At 66.4% G+C, this 1,561-nt stretch carries 1 protein-coding gene; it reads right to left on the reverse strand.

Annotated features, from left to right (window positions below; all coding sequences use genetic code 11):
- Positions 1-264 precede the first annotated feature (264 nt).
- A complete protein-coding gene (locus tag OP497_RS17440; protein ID WP_280550774.1) occupies positions 265-1,467 on the reverse strand; it encodes an IS110 family transposase in 1,203 nt (400 codons plus the stop codon).
- Positions 1,468-1,561: the final 94 nt, after the last annotated feature.

Below are 1,561 nucleotides of genomic sequence, written 5' to 3' on the forward strand. Positions count from 1 at the left end.
ATTGACCCGTCAAGGGCTCGGTTGTCTCTATTTACATATGGTTGTCCTCAATGCCGACGGGTCAGGGAGCGAGGGGCTATCAGCGACGGTGGATCTCTCTGGTATTCGTGGGTTGGGTACCGACCTGTCATCACTTCGTCGCGGAGCTGCCCTGTTCTACGTGCGAGGGTCACCCTGCCCCGCAGGGCGGGGGCCTCATAGGCCGGCCAGGGGTTCTCCTACCGGCCCGACGCTCCCTGACCCGCCGGCACTGGGACGTGGACGTCATGCCGTGGCCCGGCTGCCGTGCGGCTTGCCCATCGCCTCACAGGCGATGGCCCACAGGAAGCCGGCCAGCTCCCGCGCCACCGCCGTGGTGACCTGCTGCGTGACCTTGCCCGTGTCAGCCAGCCGGCGGTAACGCCCGCACAGGCGTTTCTGTGCCTCCCAGGCGATGGCCTGGATGGTCGGCGATGTCTTCTCCGCGCGCTGTTGGATCGCACGCGTCTTGCGCGCCGGGAAGCGGTAACTCCAGGCGGCTTCCACCAACACGCGCCGCACATGCCCGTTGCCGGTCTTGGTGATCCCGCCCTGGCGCCGGCTGCCGCCGCTGGAGTGCTCACTGGGGACCAGGCCCAGGTAGGCCATCAGCTGTCGGGGCGAGTCGAAGCGGCTGATATCCCCCAGCTCGGCCAGCACCGTCATGCCGGCAATCAAGCTGATCCCACGCATCGCCATCAGCGCCTCGACCACCGGCGCGAGGGACCAGCTCGGCAATACCGCGCGCATCTGCGCTTCCAGCCCCGCCACGCGGTGCTGGGCCGCCTTCACGGCATCGACGTATTCCTCCAGCACGACCTGCTGAACCGGGGTCTCGAAGCGAACGGTCTCCAGCCAGCGGAAGTGCGCCTGCGTCCACTTGCTCTTGCCGGCGTAGACCTTGCCATGCCGCAACAGGAAGGCACCCAGGCGCTGCCGGGCCTTGAGCTCGATGGCCTTCATGTCCTCACGGGCCCGCGTCAGGTCGCGTACCGCTTCCTGCTCCGGGGTGGGCACCCACACCGGCGTCAGCTCACCGGAACGCGACAGGCGAGCCAGCATCTGGGCATCACGGCGATCGGTCTTGACGCGATCCCCGGCCTTGCGCGGGATCAGCGCCGGGGCCACCACCTCACAATCGTGGCCGGTGGCCTGGACTTGGTGATAGACCCCGTAACCGCAGGGGCCCGCTTCATAGCTGAACAACAGGGGTTGCCCGTCGAAGCGCTGGCTCAGCTGGCGGACCAGCTTGTCGATGGCCTTGGGCTCGTTGGGGATCTCGCCATGGAACTCAGGCGCCTGGCGGCCCGCCTCGGCGATCGATACGGAGATGCTCGCCTTGTGCACATCCAGGCCGATATAGCCGGCGTGGACGTCGCTGGCGGCGCTGAGGCGTTCAGCGACAGTGCTTTCCTCAACGGCTGAGTGAGTTGCGTTAGACTGTGTCATGACCTGCCTCCCTCAATAGTGGCTCTGCGTTTAGGTCCCTCCTCAACGTAACCCACGACGTTGAGGAGGGGCAGGTCAATCCATGATGTCTACG

The sequence above is a fragment of the Halomonas sp. 11-S5 genome (assembly GCF_029889825.1).
In the GTDB taxonomy this organism is placed as follows: domain Bacteria; phylum Pseudomonadota; class Gammaproteobacteria; order Pseudomonadales; family Halomonadaceae; genus Halomonas.